General features: G+C 34.6%; 5 protein-coding genes and 3 pseudogenes. 2 read left to right on the forward strand and 6 right to left on the reverse strand.

Features of this window, described 5'->3' with window-relative positions; all coding sequences use genetic code 11:
* Positions 1-283 (forward strand): annotated as a pseudogene (locus tag U0M88_RS04040) (hypothetical protein); the annotation flags it as partial.
* Between the two features lie 375 nt (positions 284-658).
* Here U0M88_RS04040 and U0M88_RS04045 read toward each other — a convergent pair.
* The 5 genes and pseudogenes from U0M88_RS04045 to U0M88_RS04065 all read right to left on the reverse strand — a co-directional run.
* Positions 659-985: pseudogene (locus tag U0M88_RS04045) on the reverse strand (carboxymuconolactone decarboxylase family protein); the annotation flags it as partial.
* A gap of 13 nt (positions 986-998) precedes the next feature.
* A pseudogene (locus U0M88_RS04050) lies at positions 999-1,400 on the reverse strand (cupin domain-containing protein); the annotation flags it as partial.
* A gap of 55 nt (positions 1,401-1,455) precedes the next feature.
* Positions 1,456-2,049: a flavodoxin gene (locus U0M88_RS04055; RefSeq protein WP_331868986.1), complete on the reverse strand. Its 594-nt coding sequence runs from the start codon at positions 2,047-2,049 to the stop codon at positions 1,456-1,458.
* A gap of 1 nt (position 2,050) precedes the next feature.
* The gene (locus U0M88_RS04060) at positions 2,051-2,905 is read right to left on the reverse strand and encodes an aldo/keto reductase (RefSeq protein WP_331868987.1); all 855 of its coding nucleotides are present in this window, start codon (positions 2,903-2,905) and stop codon (positions 2,051-2,053) included.
* Between the two features lies 1 nt (position 2,906).
* Entirely contained in the window at positions 2,907-3,374 is a 468-nt protein-coding gene (locus U0M88_RS04065) for a flavodoxin (protein ID WP_035403756.1), read from the reverse strand.
* Positions 3,375-3,476: 102 nt separating this feature from the next.
* On the opposite strand from U0M88_RS04065, the gene U0M88_RS04070 reads away from it, so the two are divergent.
* Positions 3,477-4,307: a LysR family transcriptional regulator gene (locus U0M88_RS04070; protein ID WP_331868988.1), complete on the forward strand. Its 831-nt coding sequence runs from the start codon at positions 3,477-3,479 to the stop codon at positions 4,305-4,307.
* A gap of 498 nt (positions 4,308-4,805) precedes the next feature.
* Here U0M88_RS04070 and U0M88_RS04075 read toward each other — a convergent pair whose 3' ends face one another.
* Positions 4,806-4,979 carry a hypothetical protein gene (locus U0M88_RS04075; protein WP_331868989.1) on the reverse strand — a complete coding sequence of 58 codons (174 nt, stop codon included), beginning with the start codon at positions 4,977-4,979 and terminating at the stop codon, positions 4,806-4,808.
* Positions 4,980-5,026 lie beyond the last annotated feature (47 nt).

The following is a 5,026-nucleotide window of genomic DNA, read 5'->3' on the forward strand; positions in this document are numbered from 1 at the left end:
CAACAAAGTTTTGAATGCCTACAGTAAATACGATGCAGTCAATCATCTGAACAATGTCAATTCATTCCATTCCATGATCAAGGAGCAGTATCGGTTTTACCGGGGAGTGTCCAGCAAATACATCAACCGATATAATGCTCTGTTTACATTACAGAAGGAATATCAGGGAATGGACTCACAAGAATTCCTGTTACTGATTATGAAAAGATTGAGAGGACAAGCTAGTTACTTTTTTATTCGTCAAATACGAAAAGAAGATCTTTTTAAATTTGCGATCACTTAAAAGGCTATGTCAACAAATTGGAGGTTAAGCGAAAATCATAATTAGGTTTCTTTACAAAAGTTAAATTATAAATTACAAGAAAAGACAAACTACTCTATTCTAAAACGTTGTTTTTGGGCAAGAATAATTACTGTGTCGCATACGTGTTGCTTACCGTTTAAAAACTCTATAAACACAAAAAAACTCAAATCGTATTTGAGCCGATAAATAAAGGCTTTGAGCGACTTGAGTTTTTTTGAATTGTTTTGAATATTCCCAAAAATTAACGTTTTGTTAACTGTGTAGTCCCTTAAATAAAGGCTATTTAAAGAGTTTTGCGTGCTACTAGCGTGCTTAGATTGTTTTATTCAAAATCGAATGATTAAAGATTCCTTATTCTTTATCGCTCCAGACTTCTTTTGCCATACGGAACACCGCCCAGGCCTTAGGCCAGCCGCAATAGAACGCAGCATGAGTAATGATCTCAGCAATTTCTTCACGTGTAATGCCGTTTTTCTTGGCACTCATTAAATGATAACGAAAAGATTCATCTGTTAGTCCCTGAGCCATGAGAGCAACTACGGTAACCAACGATCGATCTCTAAGTGACAGTTTATCCTCTCGACTCCACACTTCCCCAAAAAGCACATCATCATTAAGCTCAGCAAATTTAGGGGCAAATTCTCCCAAAGAATCTCTTCCTGCCGTTTGTTTTATAGCCATATCTAATACCTCCCTACAGCTTATTATACTCTTCTTCCGTTACAGGTTCACACCACTCGTTGTCGCAGTTTTCACCCGGTACTTCTATGGCGATATGAGAGAACCAGCTATCTTTTTTTGCTCCGTGCCAATGTTTAACATTTGGCGGAATCATTACAACACTTCCAGCTTTTAACCCGACTGCAGATTTTCCTTCTTCCTGATACCAACCTTCACCAGCGGTACAAAGAAGGAGCTGTCCGCCACCTTTTGTCGAATGATGAATATGCCAGTTATTTCGACAACCCGGTTCAAAGGTAACGTTAGCAGCGAAAAGGTCACTTTGAGGATCGGTTAAGGGATTCAAAAATGATTCCCCGATAAAATATTTAGCATATGTCGTATTTGCCTCACCCATACCAAATACGTTTTGTTTTTCAAAGACTCCCTTGTTATTACACTTCATATTGCTGACCTCCTGCGTTTTCTTTTCAACTTAGGTTGAGTTCGTTCAGCCATTCGATGATCTCATCTTCATCGACATTTGAACTAAATCTTCTTGCTTCGCCCCAATCGGCATTAGTCGCAAGCGGAGTTAAGTTATCGAGATTGAAATCAGATGATGCAGATGTCGCAAATGGAATGATCGTCTTATCCGAGAAATCATTTTCTTTCACAAAATCTTCGACAACCCAACTCAGTTCTTGCCACCAAACAGGAGCTCCTAAAAAGATATAATCGGCATCGCTAAATTCATCAAAATCAGTCGTTGTAAGTTCAACTTCTAAATCCCCATTTATATGTTCTTCGTGTTCAATAGAAACTCGACTTTGCTCATCACTGTAATTTAGATCCTCTTCGCTATAAGGGTCCACAGGTTCTAATTCATAGATAGGAATATCGAAGTGATCTGAAATTGTTTGGGCTACTTTTTCTGTGTTTCCTGTAGCTGAATAATAAACGACAATTGCGTTTATTTCATTACTGTGCGTGCTGGTTTCTTCAACACTTTCATCTGTGCTGCAGGCACATAAAGAGAAGGTCATCAAAATAGCGGTAAGCAATGATATAAATTTCTTTAACATCTTATTGTCTTCTTTCCTGGATCAGTTGACCAAACCATTCGATAATGCCTGGATCTTGATGGCTGAAGAAAGAAGATGTCTTGGTATCAAGCGTTTCAATTTTCTTCATATCATCATTATCGAGTTCAAACAAATAGATATCAAAGTTTTCTTTGATTCTTTCTTCGTGCACAGATTTAGCCAAAGATACGATGCCTCTTTGATACAACCATCTAAGAATCACTTGAGCTACACTTTTATTATGTTTTTCTCCGATTGCTTGTAAAACCTCATTGTGGAACATGTTGTTTCTACCTTCCGCAAACGGCGCCCAAGCTTCAATAACAACACCATATTTGTCGGCCCATTTCTTGGCTTCGACCTGTTGATTAAAGACATTTACTTCGATTTGATTGACCATTGGTTTGATCTTGGCAAACATACATAAATCAACTAACCGGTCTGGATAAAAGTTTGACACACCGATTGCCCGTACTTTACCTTCTTCGTATAACTTTTCAAGATCACGATAAGCCGCATAATAATCACCCACCGGCTGATGCAAAAGAATAAGATCTAAATAATCTGTTTGCAATTTTTTTAAAGACTCTACGACCGAATCATAGGTCTTACCCTCTCCATAATTATCGATCCAAACTTTAGTCGTTAAGAAGATCTCTTTTCTTGGAACATCACTTTCTTTTAAAGCTTCTCCCACTTCGCTCTCATTGAAATAAGATTGCGCTGTATCAATATGACGATAACCTGTCTTTAAGGCTGTTAAGACACTTTCTTTACAGTCTTCTTTACTGACTTGATAAACACCAAATCCGTTAGCAGGAACCTCTACACCATTATAAAGTTTCATTGTTTCCATTCTAAATTTCCTCGCTTTCTATAAATTGAATGTGTTCTTCTTCGCTTTTGTTGAATAATCCTTCTTTAAACTCGATATTTTGATCAATCTTTCTAAGATCTTTCATGCTATTGATCATATATTGCGGATCATTAGTATAACTGTTGGCAAAAATATACACTTTTCCTTTATAACCTTTAATGGATTCAATAAATGTGGCAATCGGCATTGGAAATGTATACCACCAAATTGGGAAAAACAGCAAAATCTGATCGTAGTTGCCAAAATCAATGTCCAACGGCTTGATTGCTGGATGAATCTTTTTGTTTACTTCTTCTTTCGCTTCTTTGTAAGCACAGATGTCATAGTCATCGGAATAAGGAATCGCTCTTTCGATTCGAATAACATCATACTTTTTCTTTTCATTGATCTTATCAACCAGCTTTTTGGTGTTGTTTGACCAACTAAAATAAGCTATAAGCGTCTTCATCTTCATCACCTCCACTTGCATTGTAATATGTCAATGTTTAAAACGTTTATATCGATTTAGAAAGATAGTATAATAAAATCGAATACTGAAAGAGGTGTTAATATGATCGATTCCCAGCTTTTATCCTATCTTATCGTTTTTTCAGAGACAGGTTCACTATTGAAATCCAGTGAAATTTTACACTTATCGCAACCGTCTTTATCTAAGGCAATGCAAAAACTTGAAGCTGAACTTGATCTTATTATTTTTGACAGAACCGGAAATAAGATTACACTCAATGATGATGGTAAAGAAATTCTTTATTATGCCAAAGATATCATGATGATGATCAATAAATTAGAAACTAAGGCAAAAGATTTAAAAGAGAAAAATCAAAGTTTAAATATAGGCTTAACAGCCCCTGGCCCAATGTTCAAATTTCCTTCATTGTTTGCGCCAACCAGTTTGAATAAAAAGATTTCCATTTCAACAGAAGGTGAAAAAGATCTTTTAAAGAATCTTTTAAACAATATCTATGATATCGTCTTTATTAATAACTCGATAAGCATTGATAATGTGATATGCAGAAAGGTAATGACCGAACATCTGTATGTTTCAGTCCCTGAAACGCATTTTTTATCAAGATTTAAAGAAAGCATTCACTTTAGTGATATAGATGGTCAAACTTTCCTTTTATCTTCAGATATAGGGTGTTGGACTAGCATTTTAGACAAACATATGAATAAATCGCGTTTCTTAAAACAAAGTGATCCTAATGAATTAAAAGAAATTGCGGAGTATTCATCAATTCCTAGTTTCGTTACAAATATAAGTATGAATGTAAATTCCGTTAAAAATCGAATCAATATTCCAATCATTGATGAAGATGCATATATGGACTTTTATGCAGTATGTAAAAAAGATAAAGTGGAACTTTTTGATTTATTATTATAATAATTTATCCTCCCTAGTCCTTATTTGTTTGCAAAAAAATAAGGAGTATTTCTACTCCTCAATTACATATTTGGTAAGTTTTACTGTTGATTGTCAGCAATATTTAAATGTGAGCGTTTATAGTCTCTCACCCGGCCACAACTTATATAAATGTATAAATGCTTATCCATCTTGGCATTACTACTATCATCTATAATATGACAATATGACAAATCGTCAGCAAATGTCAGTAACACTAAGATCTTTAATTTCCCTCTAAAAAGCTCTAATCCCAAATATATACATCTCTGATTACAATTGTCTATAGATATTACATAAAGCAATAAGAACTCTACAAATTCCAATTTATAGAGATATTATACATTTATTTTTACCCTATGTTTTATAAATTCTAAATTCTGAAGAAGAATCTATGCTTCAATGAATAAAGGACAACACAATACTTTTAAAAAGGTATTAGATGATTCTGGTGCCTTTTATTTTTTATTCCGTTTATGCTTATTTTATTGATTTTAAATCATCAATATAAAGACTAACTTCACCACAATAAGGACATACTGCCGCTTTTATTTTTCCTAGATCTTCACTAAAAGTTCCTTGTCCTTTTGAAAGAATAATTGGTGCAACTCCTGCTAAAACAGCTGAAATTTTTAGCCCATATTCTTCTTTCATTTCACAATTACAACGAATACATTTTCTCATATACTATATATCCTCCA

The sequence above is a fragment of the Faecalicoccus sp. genome, assembly GCF_036552745.1.
Classification (GTDB): Bacteria; Bacillota_I; Bacilli_A; order Erysipelotrichales; family Erysipelotrichaceae; genus Faecalicoccus.

Bases quoted from the DNA above. Each gene is read 5' to 3' on its own strand.
- U0M88_RS04055 (WP_331868986.1), bottom strand. From the start codon at position 2,049: ATGTTAAAGAAATTTATATCATTGCTTACCGCTATTTTGATGACCTTC.
- U0M88_RS04060 (WP_331868987.1), bottom strand. From the start codon at position 2,905: ATGGAAACAATGAAACTTTATAATGGTGTAGAGGTTCCTGCTAACGGA.
- U0M88_RS04065 (WP_035403756.1), bottom strand. From the start codon at position 3,374: ATGAAGACGCTTATAGCTTATTTTAGTTGGTCAAACAACACCAAAAAG.
- U0M88_RS04070 (WP_331868988.1), top strand. From the start codon at position 3,477: ATGATCGATTCCCAGCTTTTATCCTATCTTATCGTTTTTTCAGAGACA.
- U0M88_RS04075 (WP_331868989.1), bottom strand. From the start codon at position 4,979: ATGAAAGAAGAATATGGGCTAAAAATTTCAGCTGTTTTAGCAGGAGTT.